This is a genomic window from Arthrobacter sp. TJ-270 (assembly GCF_058269075.1).
This window is the reverse complement of sequence record NZ_JBZCNB010000001.1, coordinates 809,804-827,648: the sequence shown is the minus strand read 5'-3', so window position 1 is coordinate 827,648 and position 17,845 is coordinate 809,804. Positions and strand designations below refer to the sequence as shown.

20 protein-coding genes and 1 tRNA gene are annotated in these 17,845 nt (G+C 63.2%); 11 read left to right on the top strand and 10 right to left on the bottom strand.

Annotated features, from left to right (window positions below):
• Positions 1 to 144 precede the first annotated feature (144 nt).
• From rpmB to AC4D2M_RS03910, 6 genes are all read left to right on the top strand, one after another.
• On the top strand, positions 145 to 381 hold the full coding sequence (gene rpmB / locus AC4D2M_RS03935; RefSeq protein WP_026545364.1) for a 50S ribosomal protein L28: 237 nt from the start codon (positions 145 to 147) through the stop codon (positions 379 to 381).
• On the top strand, positions 381 to 548 hold the full coding sequence (rpmG, locus tag AC4D2M_RS03930) for a 50S ribosomal protein L33 (RefSeq protein WP_019481734.1): 168 nt from the start codon (positions 381 to 383) through the stop codon (positions 546 to 548). Before rpmB ends, rpmG begins: the two co-directional genes overlap by 1 nt.
• 2 nt (positions 549 to 550) lie before the next feature.
• Entirely contained in the window at positions 551 to 856 is a 306-nt protein-coding gene (gene rpsN, locus AC4D2M_RS03925) for a 30S ribosomal protein S14 (RefSeq protein WP_309072093.1), read from the top strand.
• 256 nt (positions 857 to 1,112) lie between these two features.
• A complete protein-coding gene (locus AC4D2M_RS03920; RefSeq protein WP_056544463.1) occupies positions 1,113 to 1,403 on the top strand; it encodes an HU family DNA-binding protein in 291 nt (96 codons plus the stop codon).
• Positions 1,404 to 1,526: 123 nt separating this feature from the next.
• Complete coding sequence (locus tag AC4D2M_RS03915) at positions 1,527 to 3,683, top strand: bifunctional copper resistance protein CopD/cytochrome c oxidase assembly protein (protein WP_490890154.1); 2,157 nt, start codon at positions 1,527 to 1,529, stop codon at positions 3,681 to 3,683.
• Positions 3,680 to 5,689 (top strand): NHL domain-containing thioredoxin family protein, encoded by a 2,010-nt coding sequence (locus tag AC4D2M_RS03910; RefSeq protein ID WP_490890153.1) that lies wholly within the window; start codon positions 3,680 to 3,682, stop codon positions 5,687 to 5,689. Before AC4D2M_RS03915 ends, AC4D2M_RS03910 begins: the two co-directional genes overlap by 4 nt.
• Before the next feature lie 6 nt (positions 5,690 to 5,695).
• Here the strand turns inward: AC4D2M_RS03910 and AC4D2M_RS03905 are convergent, their stop codons facing one another.
• The 6 genes from AC4D2M_RS03905 to panD all read right to left on the bottom strand — a co-directional run bounded on the left by AC4D2M_RS03905 (position 5,696) and on the right by panD (position 11,946).
• Positions 5,696 to 6,679, bottom strand: coding sequence for a hypothetical protein (locus tag AC4D2M_RS03905; RefSeq protein WP_490890151.1), 984 nt, complete (start codon positions 6,677 to 6,679; stop codon positions 5,696 to 5,698).
• Between the two features lie 105 nt (positions 6,680 to 6,784).
• Positions 6,785 to 8,137, bottom strand: a complete 1,353-nt coding sequence (locus tag AC4D2M_RS03900; RefSeq protein ID WP_490890149.1) for an ABC transporter ATP-binding protein — start codon at positions 8,135 to 8,137, stop codon at positions 6,785 to 6,787.
• A 34-nt stretch (positions 8,138 to 8,171) separates the two neighbouring features.
• Positions 8,172 to 9,017 (bottom strand): carbohydrate ABC transporter permease, encoded by an 846-nt coding sequence (locus AC4D2M_RS03895; protein ID WP_490890147.1) that lies wholly within the window; start codon positions 9,015 to 9,017, stop codon positions 8,172 to 8,174.
• Complete coding sequence (locus tag AC4D2M_RS03890) at positions 9,014 to 9,943, bottom strand: carbohydrate ABC transporter permease (RefSeq protein WP_490890429.1); 930 nt, start codon at positions 9,941 to 9,943, stop codon at positions 9,014 to 9,016. The genes AC4D2M_RS03895 and AC4D2M_RS03890 overlap by 4 nt, the downstream gene beginning before the upstream one ends.
• A 29-nt stretch (positions 9,944 to 9,972) precedes the next feature.
• The gene (locus AC4D2M_RS03885) at positions 9,973 to 11,298 is read right to left on the bottom strand and encodes an extracellular solute-binding protein (protein ID WP_490890145.1); all 1,326 of its coding nucleotides are present in this window, start codon (positions 11,296 to 11,298) and stop codon (positions 9,973 to 9,975) included.
• Positions 11,299 to 11,517: 219 nt separating this feature from the next.
• The gene (gene panD / locus AC4D2M_RS03880; RefSeq protein ID WP_490890144.1) at positions 11,518 to 11,946 is read right to left on the bottom strand and encodes an aspartate 1-decarboxylase; all 429 of its coding nucleotides are present in this window, start codon (positions 11,944 to 11,946) and stop codon (positions 11,518 to 11,520) included.
• A gap of 132 nt (positions 11,947 to 12,078) precedes the next feature.
• Here panD and AC4D2M_RS03875 point away from each other — a divergent pair, with 132 nt between their 5' ends.
• Complete coding sequence (locus AC4D2M_RS03875) at positions 12,079 to 12,417, top strand: YnfA family protein (protein ID WP_490890142.1); 339 nt, start codon at positions 12,079 to 12,081, stop codon at positions 12,415 to 12,417.
• 12 nt (positions 12,418 to 12,429) lie between these two features.
• Here AC4D2M_RS03875 and AC4D2M_RS03870 read toward each other — a convergent pair.
• The 3 genes from AC4D2M_RS03870 to AC4D2M_RS03860 all read right to left on the bottom strand — a co-directional run bounded on the left by AC4D2M_RS03870 (position 12,430) and on the right by AC4D2M_RS03860 (position 13,952).
• A tRNA-Gly gene (locus tag AC4D2M_RS03870) sits at positions 12,430 to 12,503 on the bottom strand.
• A gap of 91 nt (positions 12,504 to 12,594) precedes the next feature.
• On the bottom strand, positions 12,595 to 12,891 hold the full coding sequence (locus AC4D2M_RS03865) for a protealysin inhibitor emfourin (RefSeq protein WP_490890140.1): 297 nt from the start codon (positions 12,889 to 12,891) through the stop codon (positions 12,595 to 12,597).
• Positions 12,888 to 13,952, bottom strand: coding sequence for a M4 family metallopeptidase (locus tag AC4D2M_RS03860; RefSeq protein ID WP_490890139.1), 1,065 nt, complete (start codon positions 13,950 to 13,952; stop codon positions 12,888 to 12,890). Before AC4D2M_RS03860 ends, AC4D2M_RS03865 begins: the two co-directional genes overlap by 4 nt.
• A gap of 116 nt (positions 13,953 to 14,068) precedes the next feature.
• Here AC4D2M_RS03860 and kynA point away from each other — a divergent pair, with 116 nt between their 5' ends.
• The 4 genes from kynA (at position 14,069) to AC4D2M_RS03840 (ending at position 16,363) form a co-directional block, all read left to right on the top strand.
• Positions 14,069 to 14,923, top strand: coding sequence for a tryptophan 2,3-dioxygenase (gene kynA / locus AC4D2M_RS03855; RefSeq protein WP_490890137.1), 855 nt, complete (start codon positions 14,069 to 14,071; stop codon positions 14,921 to 14,923).
• 46 nt (positions 14,924 to 14,969) lie between these two features.
• Entirely contained in the window at positions 14,970 to 15,566 is a 597-nt protein-coding gene (gene dcd / locus AC4D2M_RS03850; RefSeq protein WP_490890135.1) for a dCTP deaminase, read from the top strand.
• Between the two features lie 113 nt (positions 15,567 to 15,679).
• Positions 15,680 to 15,868 (top strand): hypothetical protein, encoded by a 189-nt coding sequence (locus AC4D2M_RS03845; RefSeq protein ID WP_490890133.1) that lies wholly within the window; start codon positions 15,680 to 15,682, stop codon positions 15,866 to 15,868.
• Positions 15,869 to 16,147: 279 nt separating this feature from the next.
• A complete protein-coding gene (locus AC4D2M_RS03840) occupies positions 16,148 to 16,363 on the top strand; it encodes a hypothetical protein (protein WP_490890131.1) in 216 nt (71 codons plus the stop codon).
• Between the two features lie 68 nt (positions 16,364 to 16,431).
• On the opposite strand, the gene AC4D2M_RS03835 is transcribed toward AC4D2M_RS03840, so the two are convergent.
• On the bottom strand, positions 16,432 to 17,781 hold the full coding sequence (locus AC4D2M_RS03835) for an MFS transporter (RefSeq protein ID WP_490890129.1): 1,350 nt from the start codon (positions 17,779 to 17,781) through the stop codon (positions 16,432 to 16,434).
• Positions 17,782 to 17,845: the final 64 nt, after the last annotated feature.

Genomic DNA, 17,845 nt, shown 5'->3' with positions numbered 1-17,845 from the left:
TCCGGTAGTTAGGGGCTCAGGTTGCGCGAAAAACGCGAACATCCGGCGGTCATTTCGACCGTCATGACGGTGACGCCCCTGAACGCATTCCATGGCAGGTAGCACTGGCTGTTACCTGTTTCATTCAATCTTTGGAGGATCGTCATGGCAGCTCACTGCCAAGTGACTGGGGCCGAGCCGGGCTTCGGGCACAGCATCTCGCACTCGCACCGGCGCACCAAGCGCAGGTTCGACCCGAACATTCAGAAGAAGCGCTACTGGGTTCCGTCCCTGCGCCGTAACGTAACGCTGCAGGTTTCCGCCCGCGGCATCAAGACCATCGACGTCCGCGGTATCGACGCCGTCGTCGCTGAGATCCAGGCTCGGGGAGTGAAGCTCTAATGGCAAAGGACAAAGACGTACGTCCGATCATCAAGCTGAAGTCCACGGCCGGCACCGGGTACACCTACGTGACCCGCAAGAACCGCCGTAACGACCCGGACCGCATGGTTCTGATGAAGTATGACCCCAAGATTCGCAAGCACGTCGAATTCCGAGAGGAGCGCTAAACATGGCTAAGAAGTCAAAAATTGCTCGTAACGAGCAGCGCAAGGTCATTGTTGAGCGCTACGCGGCCAAGCGCCTGGAGCTCAAGAAGACGCTTGTCGATGAAAACGCAACGGATGAGGCTCGTGAGGCTGCACGCCTCGGCCTGCAGAAGCTGCCCCGCAACGCTTCGCCGGTTCGCCTGCGTAACCGCGACCAGATCGACGGGCGCCCCCGCGGCACCCTCCAGAAGTTCGGTATCTCGCGCGTTCGTTTCCGCGAGATGGCGCACCGCGGCGAGCTGCCCGGCGTGACCAAGTCCAGCTGGTAAATGCCTGAGGCTGAGACAGCTCAGTGAACTGGGATCAGGACGGTGACCATTCGGTCGCCGTCCTGATCGCTTTAACCCCATCGGTAGGTACCCGGGGCCGCTTTCAGGTGAAAAATAGGGCTGAATTCCGCTGAAAACCGGGCAAAGACGCGCCAATCTGCGGGACTTTGCGGTTGAAGCTGATAGGTTTTCCTCCAGAAGCTTCGCCAGCACGGTGAGGTTCTGAATAATCCGCACAAGTCCAGGAGGACATACATTGGCTAAGAAAGAGACCAAGAACCGCAGCGAACTGGTGGCCGAGGTAGCAGCAAAGGCTGACACCAGCCAGACTGCCGTGAACAGCGTGCTGGATGCCCTGTTCGACGTTCTCGCTTCCTCCGCCAAGAACGACGTGAAGGTCACCATCCCGGGCTGGCTGGCAGTCGAGCGTACCGAGCGTGCAGCACGCACCGGCCGCAACCCGCAGACGGGCGAAACCATCGAGATTGCAGCAGGCAGCAGCGTCAAGCTCACCGCCGGCTCCAAGCTCAAGGCTGCCGTCAAGTAAGTCAGCTGATTCGGGGACTGCCACCACCTGCGTGGCAGTCCCCGTTTTTGTTTAAGCCGGCACCGCGGGCAGGCCAGTGCGGAAGGCCACGTTAGTTGGTCGTTGTTCTACTGCGGGTAGACAATGGAGAGCGTGGCCACAACAACAAACCAGTCGAAGCCCGGCAGCGCGGGTGCCACCGGCCGGGCCGGGGTTAGCCCGGGCTGGCTGATCGCCGCGGGCATCACCGTCCTTGTCGCGGTGGTTTTGGCCCTCGCCTTCTCCGGTGCAGCCGCCCCCCGCCAGCTGAGCGACCCCGGCGTCCTCACCCGGTGGGGCCTGCCCGTATCCAAGGCACTTCACAACATCTCGATTGCCGCGGTCATCGGTTCACTCGTCTTTGCGGTGGTGATCCTGCCCCGGCATGCCGGCTCGAGCAACAGATCCGCCCGCTCCGGCACGGGCACTGCTGCTTCGGAGGCGGAGGAGACTCCCGCGTTCTCGAGGGTGATGGCGCTCGCGTCCTGGGCCGCCGTCGCCTGGACCCTCTCCGCCCTCGCCGTCCTTGTTTTGACCTACTCCGATGCCGCAGGATTGCCGCTCAGCGGTGATCCCGCCTACACCCAGGGCCTGGCTTCCTACCTAACCGACTTCGATACCGGCCGCGCCTGGTTGTCCACCGTCATGATCGCCGCCGTCGTGGCCACCATGACCTTCGGCGCCCGCTCCAGCGTGTGGCTGGCACTCACACTCGTGCTCTCACTGGGCGGCGTCCTGCCGATGGCCCTGATCGGCCATTCCGCGAGCGGCGATGACCACAATGCCGCCGTCAGCTCCATCCTGCTGCACCTGGTCGGCGTCTGCCTCTGGGTGGGTGGAATTATTGTCCTCGCAGTGATCAGCGGGAAGCTGGGAACGCAGACCACGGCGGTACTGAAGCGCTTTTCCGCACTCGCAGGCTTCGCATTCGCGCTGGTCTTCCTCTCCGGCATCATCAACGCGAGCCTGCGGATCGGCAGCCTCTCACAGCTGGGCTCCGAGTGGGGCCTGCTGGTGACCTTCAAGGCAATCGCAACGATTCTTCTCGGCGGAATCGGCCTCATGCACCGGCAGTGGATCATTCCCGAGCTGGACACCAACATGTCCGCGCGCCGTGTGCTCTGGCAGCTCATCGCCGTCGAACTCGCCATCATGGGCGCAGTGTCCGGTGTCGCCGTTGCGCTCGCAAGGACCGCACCGCCGCGGTCGGAGGAACTTCAGCCCGACGCCACGCCCGCACGCATCCTCACCGGATACGAGCTGCCTCCGGAGCCGACGGCGATGCGCTGGCTTACGGAGTGGCGCCCGGACTGGCTGTGGATCGCTTTCACCGTCACGGTCGCCGTCGCCTACCTCCTGGGTATCCTGAAATTGCGCCGCCGCGGTGATTCCTGGCCCGTGCTCCGAACCATCTCCTGGTTCATCGGGTTGATCGCGCTGACGTACTTCACCTCAGGCGCCCCCGCCGTCTACGGCATGGTGCTGTTCAGCGCGCACATGATCGACCACATGGCCCTGACCATGGTGGTCCCGCTGTTCCTGGTGATCGGCGCACCGGTCACGCTCGCTCTGAAGGCCCTTACACCCCGCAGGGACGGCAGCCGGGGCATCCGGGAGTGGATCCTCGTGATCGTCCACTCGAAATTCTCGGCAGTGGTCACCCACCCGTTGTTCGCGGCTGCGAACTTCGCAGGATCCATCGTGATCTTCTACTACTCGCCCCTGTTCGGCTTCGCACTGCGCGAGCACGTGGGTCATGAGCTCATGAACCTGCACTTCCTGCTCACCGGATACATCTTCATCCTGACCATGATCGGCATCGACCCGATCCCGCGCCGCGCACCGTATCCGCTGCGGCTGCTGCTCCTCTTCGCCACCATGGCTTTCCATGCATTTTTCGGCGTCGCGCTGACAGGGGGCACCTCGCTGCTGCAGGCCTCCTGGTTCGGGAACATGGGCCGCGAATGGGGTCTCTCCGCGCTTGAAGACCAGCAGATCGGTGGTGCGGTGACCTGGGGAATCGGGGAAATTCCGACGCTCCTGCTCGCCATCGGGGTCGCGGTGATGTGGTCCCGCAGCGATGCGAGGGAGACGCGGCGCAAGGACCGGGCCGCGGACAGGAATAACGACGCCGAGCTCTCGGCTTATAACAACATGTTCGCCTCGCTGGCGGAACGGGACAACACCCGGACGTCCGCGGCCCGCGCACCACACGACACTCCCGCAGGACAGCGCACAACCCCACCAGGAGGCCTTGAATGACCGAAACCTCGCTCCGCGTCGGCTACCGAGTCCGCGCCTCTGAACTCGTCGGGCGGAACTGGCTCAACACCGGGGGTAAGCAGCTGACGCTCGAGGACCTGCGCGGGAAGATCGTCCTGCTGGATTTCTGGACCTTCTGCTGCATCAACTGCCTCCACGTCCTCGACGAGCTCAGGCCGCTCGAAGCGAAATACTCCGACGTATTCGTCACCGTGGGAGTCCACTCCCCGAAGTTCGAGCATGAGGCCGATCCCGCAGCGCTCGCCGCAGCGGTGGAGCGGTACGAGATTCACCATCCGGTCCTGGACGATCCGGAGCTGGACACCTGGCAGGCGTACACCGCGCGGGCGTGGCCTACTCTCGTGGTCATCGACCCGGAGGGCTACATCGTTGCCCACCTGTCCGGGGAGGGCCATGCCGCCGGGCTGGAATCCCTCGTCGAGGAACTGGTCGCGGAACACGAAGCGAAGGGCACCCTGCACCGCGGGGACGGTCCCTACGTGCCGGCAGAGCCCACCGCGGGCAATCTTCGTTTCCCGGGCAAGGTGCTCGCCCTGCCCGCCACAAATACCTTCCTGGTAGGCGACAGCGGCCATCACCGCTTGGTGGAGCTGGAGTCCGACCTCGAGACCGTGCGCCGCACCATTGGAACCGGCACGCGCGGTTTCGCAGACGGTGGCCACGGCGAAGCCCAGTTCAATGAACCACAGGGGCTGACCCTCCTTCCCGCTGCTATAGCACGCCGGGTGGGGTACGACGTCGTCGTCGCCGACACAGTGAACCACCGCCTGCGGGCGGTGTCACTCGAAAGCGGTGCTGTAAGCACCATTGCAGGCAACGGCATCCAGCGGCTGCTGGATGCCGGCAACCAGGTCAAGGTCCGGCCCGTTGAGCTGCAGGAGGTTTCGCAAGACCTCGGCGGCGACCCCGACGACATCCCGGAGGATGCCGCGCCGCGGTTGGAAGACACATTCCTCGGTACGGACGCACTCAGCATTTCCCTCTCTTCGCCGTGGGACCTCATCTGGTCCGACACCCTTCAGCGGGTTGTTGTGGCCATGGCCGGAACTCACCAGATCTTCACCTTCGACCCGGTGACCGGCGCCGTGGACATCCTGGCGGGTACGGGGTTGGAGGGACTGCTCGACGGCGATGCCACCGCAGCCTGGTTCGCCCAGTCCTCGGGGCTGGCCGAGGACGCGCACGGCAACATCTGGGTCGCCGACTCGGAAACCTCCGCACTACGCGTACTGAGCTTCCTCACCGTCAACGGCAGAAGCCGCACTCAGGTTCAGTCGGCAATCGGTACTGGGCTGTTCGACTTCGGGTTCCGTGACGGTGACGCCGAACAGGCACGCCTCCAGCACCCGCTCGGCGTCACCGCGTTGCCGGACGGATCGGTAGCTGTCGCAGATACCTACAACGGCGCAATCCGCCGCTATGACCCCGCAACACGGCAGGTCTCCACCCTGATCCGGGGACTCGCTGAGCCCTCCGACGTCCTCGTTGATCAGGCGCCGGTGGAGTCGGGCGGAGAACCGCTGCTGATCGTCGTGGAGACGAACAAGCATCAGCTGGTCCGGGTCCCGATTCCCAAGGATGCCCTCGCGGTGGACGAGGGCGCGTCCCAGACGCAGCGCCCCAAGACCCCCGTGGCAGCCGGGGAGTTTGGTGTGACGGTGAGGTTCAGCGCGCCCAAGGGCCAGAAGCTGGACGACCGGTGGGGCGACCCCACGCAGCTCAAGATTTCCTCCTCGCCGGAGTCGCTCCTGGTATCGGGCGCCGGCACCGGCGTCGGCCTTCAGCGGCAGCTCGTCCTGTCGGATGAGGTGACCGAAGGAGTCCTGCACATCACGGCACGCGCTGCCGCCTGTGACGGCGAGCCCGGCGGTGAGATCCCGGACCACGCCGCGTGCCACCTGTACCAGCAGGACTGGGGCATCCCGGTGACGCTCAGTCCCGACGGCGAAACGGAACTGACGCTCGACCTGCGCGGCCTCGACTAGGCGGGCTTAGTACTCCACCACCGGGGTCACGTCGATGCCCTCGTCGGTGACGCCGAGGCGGGCGGTGAACCCGAACTCCTGTGGGACGCTCACGGGTTCAATGATGCCCGTGAACAAGTCCTGAAGGTTCGTTTCCAGCAGCACGGTGCCGGTAAGCGGGGAAATCACCCAGTCGCCGTTGTACGGTTCTATGCGGACTTCCGGGTACTCCGTGATGGACCAGTTGATCGGACCCGCGACCCGGTTGCCGGTCTCGAAGCCGAACGGGCAGTTGGCGGGCTGGAAAACCTTCTGCTCGGCGCAGGAGTCGAGGAACGTCTTCAGCTGCGCGGTGACAGCTTCAGTCAGTGCGGGAGTTGCGGCGGTGGCAAGGTTCAGGCTGGCCGGTGCCTGTTGACGGTCCGTGATGGCAACAGTCTGAGCGGGGGCGGCGAAGTACTCGCTCGTGTAGTGGGCTTCCACCTGTGCGGGGTAAAAGACGGCGAACTGGTTGCGCCCTTCCGGCATCAGCACCCGGGTTCCGTTCAGTGTGGCTTCTCTCTGGTTGATCACCGACACCTCGAGCGTGGGAAGGGTCGAGGGAACAAACTCCCACTGGTTGAAGAAAAGCCACTCCGTCCCGCTCTTTTCCAGCATGAACGCAGTGGTGTGCTCAGTTTCGTCGATGGTGTAGGTGACCCCGACCTCGACCCGGTTCTCACCGGAGGGGTGGGGCGAACCTACCTCGATGCTCTCCACGCCCTGCGTTGCCCGTTGCAGGGCTGGGCCGTCGAGGAGTGCCGCATTGGCGCCCGGAACGGTTGCGTTCAGCAGCCCCAGCGCCCGTTCTCCCTCGCCCTGGCGAAGCGCCTCAAGGTAGCTTTCCACCTGCTGGTGAGGGCCGAATACGTGTGTGTTGACCAGCATCACCGTTGCAATTGCCCCCACGATCGCGAGCATGAGTCCGAGCAGCCAGGCGGCGAGGATTCGGATCAGGCGGGACGAATGCACTCTCTAACGTTACCCAATGGCGGTGTGAGACCCACCAACGACGACGGCGTCGCCGCTGCGTCCCGACATGTCCACGTGCGTTCCAGCCGTCGTCGTCGTCCTACGTCAGCGAGTGGCGGCGTGGCTACCTCCGCCACTGTCTCGGTGCCTGCCGCTGCCCGTGCCGCCGTCCCTTTCACGGTCGCTGCCGCGGTCACCGTTCGCGTCCATCGCGCGGTCCGCCTCATGCGCGCTGGCGAGTTCCTCAGCCCGTTCCTGATTCGCCTCGGCTGTGAGGGCTGCTCCGGCCTCGGCATCGCGCGTCAGGTTCTCGCCGGTCTCCGGGTCGAACAAATGAAGCTTGCGGGTATCGAGCCAGATTTCTGACTCGCGCCCGCCGCGGATGCGGCTGGCCGCATCAAGCGTGACCACAACCTGCGGCCGAAGCTCATCGGCGTCCATGTCCCGGGCGAGGTTGTCTAGAAGCTCGCGCACCTCGGGGGCCGGATCGAAGTTGATGTAGCCGTACTGTTCGTTTCCGAGCCACTCGGTGTGGGTGAGCGTGGCCCTGAAGGACGAGCCGTGCGGTTTCTTGGCATCATCGACGAGCTTGGCGTCCTCGAAGAACTCCGGGCGTACGCCCACGAGGACGACCTTCCGGCCCGCTGCCTTCGCCGCCTTGTCAGCAGGTACGTCCAGCGCCCCGAGTGAGGTCTGAAGCTTTCCGTTCTCGATGGTCGCCGGAAGGAAGTTCATCGACGGGGAGCCGATGAAGCCTGCAACGAAAAGGTTCACAGGCTGCTCGTAAAGTTCCCGCGGCGACGCGATCTGCTGCAGTTCACCCTTCTTGAGGACTGCTACCCGGTCGCCGAGAGTCATGGCTTCCGTCTGGTCGTGCGTGACGTAGACGGAGGTAGTTCCAAGACGGCGCTGCATTTGGGAGATTTCCGAGCGCATCTGTCCGCGCAGCTTCGCGTCAAGGTTTGAGAGCGGCTCATCGAACAGGAACGCATCCGCCTGGCGGACGATAGCCCGGCCCATGGCGACCCGCTGCCGCTGGCCACCCGAAAGATTCGCCGGCTTACGCTGTAGATGGTCCGTCAGTTCCAGGGTGGCGGCCGCCCCAGTGACCAGGCGCTGCACTTCCTCCTCGCTGTGCTTGCCCTTGGCGAGCCGAAGCGGGAAGGCAATGTTCTCGAACACGGTCAGGTGCGGATAGAGCGCATAGTTCTGGAACACCATTGCGAGGTTCCTGTCGCGTGGCGCCTTCGAGTTCACTCGCTCTTCGTTGATATAGAGATCGCCGGACGTAATGTCCTCGAGCCCCACGATCATGCGTAGCAGCGTCGACTTGCCGCAGCCTGAGGGCCCCACCAGGATGATGAACTCGCCATCCTCGATATCGATGCTGATGTCGTTGACGGCAGGGAACCCGTCTCCATACTTTTTGACGAGGTTCTTCAGCGTTATAGAAGCCATGTTCTGGATCCTCTTCCTTCAGTTTCTTCGGTTCTCAACCCTTGACTGCGCCTTGGGTCAGGCCTGAGACGATCTGCCGCTGGAACAGCAACACCAGCAGCACAACCGGAATGGTGACAATGATTGCGGCCGCCGAGATGGCGCCGGTAGGGGACTCGAACTGTGAAGCCCCGGTGAAGAACGCAAGTGCCGCGGGTACGGGCCGCGCCGCTTCCGTTGAAGTCAGCGAGATGCCGTACACGAAGTCGTTCCACGCGATGAAGAAGGCGATAATCGCCGTCGTGAATACACCGGGTGCAGCCAGGGGCACAATTGCCTTGCGGAACGCCTGCCAGGTTGTGGCACCGTCCACCTGGGCCGCCTGCTCGAGTTCCCACGGGATCTGACGGAAGAACGCAGCCAGCGTCCAGATTGAAATAGGAAGCGTGAGCGACAGGTACGGGATAATGAGGCCAAGCCAGGTGTCGTACAGGCCGATGTTCCGCCACAGGTTGAACAGCGGGGTCACGATCGAAATGACCGGGAAGATCGACACTGCCAGCGCCGTCGTCAGGATGACTTTCTTGCCGGGAAAGTCCAGTCGGGCAATTGCGTATGCGCACAGTGTGGCAAGCACGACGGCGATGAACGTCGCTATGAGGGAGATTCCGATGGAATTCCACAAAGCGGAGAGGAATAGCCCCTGCGCGTCACCGACAAGGATCTGTTCGTAGTTATCGAGCGTCGCCAGGCCGGCGGAGGGCAGGAAACGTCCGCTGGTCAGGTCTCCGGGCGGTTTGAACGACGTGGCGAGGATGGATGCAACCGGAAACAGCGCGTAGATGAGGACGAAGATCGAGACGATCGTCCAGATGATCTTTTCGCGACCGGTGGACTTCATCGCTTTCCTCCCGTTGAGCCGGCGAGGTCAACCTTGAACACCTTGATCGCTATGAAGCTGATCAGGAGGACGCACGCGAAGAGGAGAACCGAGACCGCGGACCCGAGGCCGATCTCCAGTCTGCTGATGGACGTTCGATAGGCGAGGAGTGAGAGCACTTCAGTGCCGTACTGCCCGTTGGTCATGATGAACACGTTGTCGAAGATCCGGAAGGCGTCCAGAGCCCGGAACAGGACCGCAACCATGATGGCCGCCTTCATGTTCGGGATGATGACCTTGCGCATCTGCTCCCACCAGGTTGCTCCATCCACCTTGGCGGCTTCCGTCAGCTCATCCGGAACCTGTGCCAGCCCGGCAAGGAGGAGGAGCGAGATGAACGGCGTGGTCTTCCAGATTTCCGAAGCCATGATGACCGGTAGCGCCGTGCTCGCCTGCGCGAACCAGTTCAGATCCTGATCGATCCCCGGTACCCAGTTGAACCAGGAGTTGACGTAGCCGGAGCTGATGTCGAACGCATAGAACCAGGCGTAGGCCGAGACCACGGTGATGATGCCGTAGGGCACCAGAATGGCTGTGCGTAGCCAGCCGCGGACGGCCTTGAGCGCCCGATGCATCACCAGAGCGAGCGCGAACCCGAGCACCAGTTCAACGGCGACCGTCACGACGGTGATCAGTAGCGTCACGAGGAGGTCCCGCCACCAGACCGGATCGCTGAGGACGGTCACGTAGTTCTGGAACAGAATGAACTGGCGCTCGTCCGGAGCCGTCAGCCGGAAGGCGAAGAGGGAATCGAAGAACGCCTGGATGATGGGATAAAGGGTGACCGCGAGCATGATGATGAAAGCCGGTCCCGCGAGCATCCAGCCGAGCCGACGCTCAGACTTTGCCCTGTCACTGTAGTCATTGGTGCGCCGGTCGGTCTTCATGGCCTCCGGGTTCTTGGTGATAGCGCTGGTCACAACAACCTCTCCCCTCGCAGCACAGCGGTGATGAACTCCTCGGATTGCTCCGGCGTGGTCTCCGGCGATACCTCGTCCGGCGGGGTCCATGTCTGTTGCAGACCGCTCGAGATCTCGTTGTAGAACGGGGTCTGCGGGCGGGGTGCTGCATTCTCCAGCGATTCACGGATGGTTTCCGCCATCGGGAACTGCTCCTCGATCCGCGGATCTTCATAGGCAACCGAGCTCGATGGCGGGTTGCCGTTGGTCAGGAAATACTCGGCCTGATTTTCCGGTTGCACGATGCACTCGATCGCCTGGTAGGCCAACTCGGGGTTGTCGCTGCTTGCGCCGACGCCGAGGTTGATGCCGCCAAGAGGCGGCGCCGTTTCCTGGTCTTCGTAAACCCGCGGGTAGAGGGCCCAGCCGATGTCATCGAGTAGGGCCTGGTCGAGGGAGCCTCCCTCGACGGCACCCTGAGTCGCCGGCCAGACGAACGGATAGTTGACCATGAAGGACCCGCTCTCGCCCTGGAACTCGGTCAGAGAGGTGGCTTCCGTGGATGTCGCCAGTCCCGGTCCACCGAGTCCCTTGTCGCCGATGGTCCCGACGATGCGGGCGGCCTCCTGTCCGGCCTCACTCGCCAAACCGAGCTCGATTTCGTCAGCGGGCGCCTCCGGGTTCTCCAGGATGGTGCCACCAGCTGATTCGATCAGGGAATTTATCCAGACCGTCATCGATTCCGCCTGGGAGCCCTGCACGCCCAACTCAACATCCTGGGCTTCGGCCACTTCCATCAGCTGGTCCCAGGTGACCGGTTGCGACATGTCGAGGCCTGCTTCCTCTGCGACCGACTCGCGGTACCAGAGAATCTGCGTGTTGGCCCAGAACGGGACGGTAACCAGTTCGTCCTCGTACATTGCGCCCTGCAACGCACCTTCGAGGGTGTCTTGGGTGGTGCTCTGGGCGATGTCTTCAGGAACCGGTGCGAGGAAAGTGGCCAGTTCCGGGACGAACGGCGGGTCGATGCTCATGATGTCCAGGGAAGCGTCATTCGCCGCCAGCCGGCGTGCGAGCTGCTCACGCTGCGCTGCCGCATCATTGGGCAGAAGTGAGGTTTCGATCCGGTATTCGCCGCCTGCCTCTTCGGTGCAGAGCTGCGCAATTGCGGCCTGCCCGCCGGCATCAGGGTTGATGTACCAGGTGAGAGTCGGGACACCGGAGTCTGCTGGTCCGCATCCGCTGAGGAGGAGGGACGCCAGGCCCACAGAGGTAATGGCTATTGCACCGGGATGCTTCCGAATCCGCTGTTGTTGCTGGTCGGTCCTGCGAATTCCCGGCATACGTACCCCGCCTCCACATCGAGCGTAAGAAACCCCGGCCCGGGGACTGATTGCAGTGAGGGGACCGGAGCAACCTTGTCTTCTTGACCCTAAGCCTTCCGGGTAATTCGCGCTAGAAGAATTGCCGTGTGGTTGCGGCTCGGCCCGGGGGCAATTGGTTACACGAAAATGGCCCCGCGGGTAGCGGGGCCACCTGAAGGTTTGGTCAGTGATCGCGAATCAGAGGAGTGCGGCGTTGTTCAACGCGAACGGGGGACGCTGGAGCCCCTCCGTCAAACCTTCGGCCGGGTCAGTTCCCAGCTCGATGATCCGGTTGTCAGCGTTGACGTGCACGATGTTGGGCACATAGGAGCGCGCCTCTTCCGTGGTCATCGCCGCGTACGTGATGAGAATGACTGTGTCCCCCTCGTGCACCAGATGCGCTGCAGGTCCGTTGATTCCGAGGACGCCGGAACCACGCTCGCCGGCAATAGTGTAGGTTTCCAACCGCGCGCCGTTGGTGACGTCCACGATGGATACCATTTCGCCGGGCAGAATGTCGGCGGCGTCGAGGAGGTCCAGGTCGACAGTCACAGAACCCACGTAGTGAAGGTCCGCGTGGGTCACCGTAGCGCGGTGGATCTTGGACTTGAACATTGTGCGATTCATCGCGTCAAGTCTACGCTGGCGCCAGCCGGCCTGCCATGTGGGGTTGCGCACCCTCCCGATGCGGGCAGTTGCGGCGGAGGTGTTGTCGTAGCAGGGTCGGCCTGAGCGCTTCCGCAGCGCGATAATTGGCCCATGAGTGTCTTTCTCGTGGTTGTCCTCTTTGCCGTCGCAGCGCTGGCCGAAATCGGGGGCGCCTGGATGGTCTGGCAGAGCATGCGGGAGGGCCAGCCATGGTGGTGGGCAGGGCTGGGCGTGCTCGCGCTCGGCGCGTATGGGTTTGTAGCCACGCTGCAGCCTGACGCTAATTTCGGCCGGATACTCGCGGCCTACGGCGGCGTCTTCGTTGTGGGGTCCCTGGCGTGGGGAATGGCTCTCGACGGGTTTAGACCTGACCGCTGGGATCTCATCGGGTGCGCAACGTGCCTGGCCGGCGTTGCCGTGATCATGTTCGGACCGCGCACGGCGGCGTGAACGGAAACAGAGTGGAGCGGGCGACGGGAATCGAACCCGCGTATCGAGCTTGGGAAGCTAGCGCTCTACCATTGAGCTACGCCCGCAATGCGGCCTGAACCGCTCCATAAACACTACAACATCTCCTGGCGGCCTTCACGACACGTGCGGGTGACAGCGAGCCCGCCAACCTGCGGCTCAGCAGGGGCCCTCGCCAAGCTCGGTCCCAGGCTCGCTGGATGAGGCATCCTTGACCCACTCCACCAATTCTCTCCAGGGGCCTTGCACCGCGCTCTCGGCGACCGTCACCTCGTGGTAGCCGATTGCGATGTGATAGACGTAGCGGTCGCGTTCGGCGCCCTGGGTCTCGCCGGGGTCCGCCTGCTCGAGGAGGGGCAGCCAACGCTCCTCAACCTCTGCAGCGCTCACTTCGACACTCCACGTCCGCGTCAACCCGGCGAAGCCCCCAGAACGCGAGACCTCAATACGGGTCACAGCACTCCCACCTCCCGCCACGCGTAGTGGACCGCTTTTGCTGCCAGGGAGCCCTCACCGAAACGGGCCTTCGCGGACTCCACCGTCACGGTGGCGAACAGTGGAAAGTTGCAATCGGGAGGGATACGGCCCCCGGTTGCGGCGTCATACCAGATTTGCCCTGCACGTTCCCAGGCGTTGCCGCCCAACTGCATCGCCGCGATGTAAAAAGCATGATTCGGGATGCCCGAATTGATATGCACGCCACCGTTGTCAGACGTGGTGTCCACATAATCCGTCATAGTGCCGGGCTGAGGGTCCTTGCCGAGGACGTCGTCGTCGTAAGCGGTTCCAGGTGCCTTCAGCGAGCGGAGGGCAAGCCCCTCCACATGGTCCGTGAAGAGGCCCTCACCGATCAGCCAGCTGGCGGCGTCGGTCGAGTGACTGCGCACGCGCTGCTCCACCAGCACACCGAACACATCCGAAAGGGACTCATTGAGCGCCCCGGACTGGCCCTGATACCGCAGGTTCGAGGTGTACTGGGTGAATCCATGCGCTAGTTCGTGGCCTATCACCGTGAGCGAGGCGGTGAACCGCCCGAAAATTTCACCGTCCCCGTCGCCGAACACCATTTGGCAGCCGTCCCAGAATGCGTTGTCGTATTGCCGACCATAATGAACCGTGGCATTGAGCGGCAGGCCGGCGTCGTCAATGGATGACCTGCCGTACTCCTCGTTGAAGAGCGCATATGTTGCGCCGAGACCGTCATAGGCTTCATCCACCGCGATGTCACCTGTGGGTGGATCGCCTTCGCGGCGGACCGCCTCTCCCGGCAGGGACTCAGTGCCGCCGGCGTCGGAAATTGTCCTGCGAAGAACCAGCACGACGGCGGTGCCCGCCCCGCGCGACGTATCGCGGGGAGCCGTTGACCGCGCGCTATGGATCGGGTCCAGCTCCACCAGCGCTCGCCGGGCGGCAGCAGCAGCACTCTGATGCGCCGGATCCTCCAGGCTTGCAAGGCGGGCCAACAGATAGGGCGGAACAATGCTGCAGTGTACGGGTGCATCTGCGGGTGCGTTCATGCTGTCTCCTTGGTTTCTTCAAACCTACTGGCCGCGTCTGACACTCTTCAACGAATTGTCAGAATGCCGCGACAGGGCCGGCGCACGGAGGAACGGCGAAGAACTACGCTTATTTCATGAGCGTGGAGCGGAACACCCGCAACCTTGAAGCGGGCATCGAGAAGGACTTCTCCGGAAAGATGACCTACGGGTCCTACCTGGATCTGGACGCGCTCCTGTCGGCGCAGCACCCCGTCAGCAGGCCCGAGCACCACGACGAGATGCTGTTCATCATCCAGCACCAGACCTCTGAGCTCTGGCTGAAGCTCGTGCTGCACGAGCTGAGTGCGGTGAGGACCCACCTGCGCGCGGACGATCTGCGGGCGGCAATGAAGGGCATAGCCCGGATCAAGCACATCCAGCGCTCGCTGACCGAACAGTGGTCGGTGCTGGCGACGCTCACGCCGTCGGAGTACGCGGAATTCCGCGGAGCGCTAAAGGCGGCCAGCGGCTTCCAGTCCTACCAGTACCGCGCAGTCGAGTTCCTGCTCGGCAACAAAAACGCGGCGATGCTCCAGGTCTTCGAGAGCGATCCGCAGGCCCTTGACCTCCTGTCAGGTCTCCTCGAGGAGACAAGTATCTATGACGAATTCATCCGCTACCTCTCGCGGCGCGGGTACAACGTTCCCCAGGACCTGCTTGAACGGGACGTCACGCATGCCCACGAGTTCAGCCCCGCGCTGGTGCAGGTCTACAAGGAGGTCTATGAGGATTCCGCGGCGCACTGGGACGTCTACGAGGCCTGCGAGGAACTTGTGGACCTGGAGGACAACTTCCAGCTGTGGCGCTTCAGGCACCTGAAGACGGTGGAGCGCACCATCGGCCACAAGTCCGGGACGGGCGGGTCAAGCGGCGTCGGATTCCTCCAGAAGGCGCTTGAGCTGACGTTCTTCCCGGAGCTGTTCGCAGTGAGAACCGAGATCGGCCGCTGACATTGCCGATGAGATCGGTGCGAACTCCGTACGGTATTTTTAGACGGTGCTGATCTCCGACCGCGACATCCGAAGCGAAATTGCCTCCGAGCGAATTGTCCTCGACCCCTATGACCCCGCAATGGTTCAGCCTTCAAGCGTGGACGTCCGCATCGACCGGTATTTCCGCCTCTTCGACAACCACAAGTACGCGCACATCGATCCGGCGGAGAACCAGCCTGACCTGACGCGCCTGGTGGAAGTGGCACCGGATGAGCCGTTCATCCTCCATCCGGGGGAGTTCGTGCTCGGGTCGACGTACGAGATGGTCACCCTCCCTGATGACGTCGCGGCGCGGCTCGAGGGCAAGTCCTCACTGGGCCGCCTCGGCCTGCTCACCCACTCGACCGCAGGGTTCATTGATCCCGGCTTCTCGGGCCACGTCACGCTTGAGCTTTCCAATATGGCAACGTTGCCGATCAAGCTCTGGCCGGGCTCCAAGATCGGCCAGCTGTGCTTCTTCAAGCTCACCTCGCCGGCGGAGCACTCCTACGGTTCCGGTCAGTACGGTAACCGTTACCAGGGGCAGCGGGGCCCGACGGCGTCTCGGAGCCACTTGAACTTCCACCGGACACAGATTTCCGACGGTTCAATATCCCGCTGAGTGCGCAGATAAAGGGGCTTGCGCCGCGTCATTCCGTCGTTATGTGACCACTCAGCAGTGAAGGCCTGTGGGTAAGTCCGAGACGCGACCCTCCGACGACAACGATTGCTGGCATGCGTACACCGGAACCATTGCCGCAGAACTTCCTCGGCCGATCCTTTTCACTGTCCGAATCGGACGCCGCGGGTCTGGCACGCCATCGCACAGTTTCGGCGGGCCTGGTCATCCCCAGCCGCGGTTTGAGGGTGCCTTGGGGCGTCGAACAGGACCTGCCCGGTCGGCTGCGTCCTCTGGGTGCCTGACCCCTGGTTCAGCGTTCAGCTATTCGACGGAGACGCGATCGTGAACGCACACAAGCGCAGCTTCATGCCGGAACGGAAGGCACTAACGTCCATCGCGGAACTGCGGGGGACTGTACAGCGCCATCCGAAGATGCGCGGGATCCTGAATGCCCGTGCGGCATTGGAACTGCGGCTCAGACTGATTCTCGCAGGTCTGCCGGAACCGGAATTGGGTACGTCATCGTCGACTCTGCAGGCAGGGAGATCACATGGCCCGATCTCGCCTATCCGGAATATCGTGTGGCGCTCCAGTACGACGGTGGACACCACTTCGAGCGTGAACAGGCTGAGCTCGACACTGTGCGAAATGAAAAGACGGCGGGTGCGGGCTGGATTCAGATCACGGTCACCGCTCGGACGCTCGATGCCCTGAGGCAGGACAGCGTGGAGACGCGTGTCGCCCGGGCGTTACAGACGCGCGGTTGGGTCCGCTCTCCCCGTACGCTGAGTGCGTAGATAAACACCTTTTGCGGCGCGCATACGCTGTTTGTCTGCGCACTCAGCGGGGGCTGGGAGGGACCTACTCAGGGAGCGGGTACGACGGCGGGAGTCACCTTCGCGGGCGGCTTCACCGGGAGCAGCACCAGCAGGCCGGCGAGCAGCACAATCAGGATCCCGAGGATCCCGAACCGCTGTTCCCCGAATACAGCGATGGACAGCGAGAACAGCGCCGGAGCCAGGAAGCTGACGGCTCGGCCCGTGGTGGCGTACAGCCCGAACATCTCACCCTCCTCGCCCCGCGGCGAGAGGCGCGCCAGGTACGCGCGTGAAGAGGCCTGAGCCGGACCCACGAAGAGGGTCAGCAGGAGTCCGAAGACCCAGAACGTCGTGTCACCGCTCCATTGCAGACCCAGCACCTGCTGGTCCGCCGCTCCGAGCGCCATCACGGCCGTGCCCGAAATCAGGAGTCCGATCAGGGCCACAATGATGACCAGCTTGGGCCCAACCCGGTCGTCGAAGAAGCCGCCGATCACGGCCCCGACCGCTGCGATGACATTGCCGACAATCGCGAACAGGATCACCTCGCTGAGCGTGAACCCGAACGTGCCTGCCGCGATGATGCCTCCGAAGGTGAACACCGCGGCGAGCCCGTCACGGAAGATCGCGCTCGCGAGCAGGAAGAAAATGGTGTGCGGGCTTGTGCGGTAGATGGCCTTGATGCGCCGGAAGAGCAGTACATAGGACGCGAGGAAACCCAGTCTGTCAGCATTCCGCTGCCGGGGAACTTCAGGCACCGCGAACATCACCGGGAGCGCAAACGTGAAGAACCAGAGCGCGGAGAAAACAGCCACCAGCCGAATGTTCAGGGCATCCTCGGTGCTCGACCCGAACCATTCGAAGGCCGGCTGCACGAAGGCGACCAGGACGATCACGAGTGCGGCAATGCCACCCACATAACCCATGGCCCAACCGAACCCGCTGACCTTGCCGATGCTGGACGGGGTCGAAATCTGCGTGAGCATGGCGTTGTAGTTGACACCTGCGAACTCGAAGAAGATATTCGCTGCCGCAATGAGGGCAACCCCGAGAATCAACAGTTCCGGGCGGGGGAACACAAAAAAACACAGCGCCGTCAGCACGGTTACCGTCAGGGTGTGGACGCCCAGCCAGAGCTTCCGGCGACCGCCGACATCGGACCGCTGACCCGTTACAGGAGCCAGGACGGCAATGAGGAGGCCTGCAATGGCCAGGCCCCAGCCGAGCACCCCGGAGGCGTAGGTTTCCCCACCGAAGACGTCCGATGTCAGATACACCGTGAAAACGAACGTTGTCATGACGGCGTTGAAAGCAGCAGAGCCCCAGTCCCACGACGCCCACGCGAGAACGGGTTTTGTCAGTAGGCGTCCAGTGTGCTGTGCGGAATCCGTACCCATAGGCTGCATGCTATCCGCTGCGCCTAAAAACTGGTTCGAGTCCCTACTTATTCCACGCGCCTTG

Coding starts and splice junctions, on each gene's coding strand:
- rpmB (WP_026545364.1), top strand. CDS start 145: ATGGCAGCTCACTGCCAAGTGACTGGGGCCGAGCCGGGCTTCGGGCAC.
- rpmG (WP_019481734.1), top strand. CDS start 381: ATGGCAAAGGACAAAGACGTACGTCCGATCATCAAGCTGAAGTCCACG.
- rpsN (WP_309072093.1), top strand. CDS start 551: ATGGCTAAGAAGTCAAAAATTGCTCGTAACGAGCAGCGCAAGGTCATT.
- AC4D2M_RS03915 (WP_490890154.1), top strand. CDS start 1,527: ATGGAGAGCGTGGCCACAACAACAAACCAGTCGAAGCCCGGCAGCGCG.
- AC4D2M_RS03910 (WP_490890153.1), top strand. CDS start 3,680: ATGACCGAAACCTCGCTCCGCGTCGGCTACCGAGTCCGCGCCTCTGAA.
- AC4D2M_RS03900 (WP_490890149.1), bottom strand. CDS start 8,137: ATGGCTTCTATAACGCTGAAGAACCTCGTCAAAAAGTATGGAGACGGG.
- AC4D2M_RS03895 (WP_490890147.1), bottom strand. CDS start 9,017: ATGAAGTCCACCGGTCGCGAAAAGATCATCTGGACGATCGTCTCGATC.
- AC4D2M_RS03890 (WP_490890429.1), bottom strand. CDS start 9,943: ATGAAGACCGACCGGCGCACCAATGACTACAGTGACAGGGCAAAGTCT.
- AC4D2M_RS03885 (WP_490890145.1), bottom strand. CDS start 11,298: ATGCCGGGAATTCGCAGGACCGACCAGCAACAACAGCGGATTCGGAAG.
- panD (WP_490890144.1), bottom strand. CDS start 11,946: ATGAATCGCACAATGTTCAAGTCCAAGATCCACCGCGCTACGGTGACC.
- AC4D2M_RS03875 (WP_490890142.1), top strand. CDS start 12,079: ATGAGTGTCTTTCTCGTGGTTGTCCTCTTTGCCGTCGCAGCGCTGGCC.
- AC4D2M_RS03860 (WP_490890139.1), bottom strand. CDS start 13,952: ATGAACGCACCCGCAGATGCACCCGTACACTGCAGCATTGTTCCGCCC.
- kynA (WP_490890137.1), top strand. CDS start 14,069: ATGAGCGTGGAGCGGAACACCCGCAACCTTGAAGCGGGCATCGAGAAG.
- AC4D2M_RS03845 (WP_490890133.1), top strand. CDS start 15,680: ATGCGTACACCGGAACCATTGCCGCAGAACTTCCTCGGCCGATCCTTT.
- AC4D2M_RS03835 (WP_490890129.1), bottom strand. CDS start 17,781: ATGGGTACGGATTCCGCACAGCACACTGGACGCCTACTGACAAAACCC.